Source organism: Ensifer sp. 2TAB8, assembly GCF_052115125.1.
In the GTDB taxonomy this organism is placed as follows: Bacteria; Pseudomonadota; Alphaproteobacteria; order Rhizobiales; family Rhizobiaceae; genus Ensifer.
Map to the genome: position 1 here is coordinate 1 of NZ_JBFRGB010000085.1, position 558 is coordinate 558.

General features: G+C 61.1%; 1 protein-coding gene. It reads left to right on the forward strand.

All coding sequences use genetic code 11. The annotated features are described in order from the left end of the window. A partial coding sequence (locus AB4Z53_RS35450; RefSeq protein WP_441600113.1) for an autotransporter outer membrane beta-barrel domain-containing protein occupies positions 1 to 558 on the forward strand: 558 nt, incomplete at both ends.

Consider the following 558-nt stretch of genomic DNA (forward strand, 5'->3'; position numbering starts at 1 on the left):
CCACTACGACTACATGACCGATCCGACCGACGAGGATGCCGAACTGAAGGGCAATGGCTGGCTGGCCGGCCCCTATGCCTCGTTCGAACTCGGCAAGGGCGTGTTCCTCGATGCGAACCTGCTTTATGGCGGCTCCTCGAACGACATCGATACCGGCATCTTCAAGGGCAGTTTCGACACCACCCGCTGGATGGCGGATGTGAAGCTGACCGGCGAATGGCAGCTCGACGAGATCACGGTGCTGACGCCGAAGCTCCGGGCGGTCTATTTCAACGAAGAGACCGATGATTACAGCGTGAAGAACGTGCTCGGCGAGGTCATCGATCTCAAGGGCTTCATCGAGGAGCAGGCGCGTCTCAGCATCGGCTTCGACGTCGAGCGGACGCTGGAACTGGAAAACGGCCTGCTTCTGTCGCCGTCGGTCGGTGCCGATGTCGGCTTCGCCTCGCTCGACGGCGAAGGCCTGTTCGGGCGGGTTTCAGCCGGGTTGGCCTTGTCGAACACCGACAACTGGGACCTCGACTTCTCGCTGCTGTTCAACATCGAAGGCGACGGTTC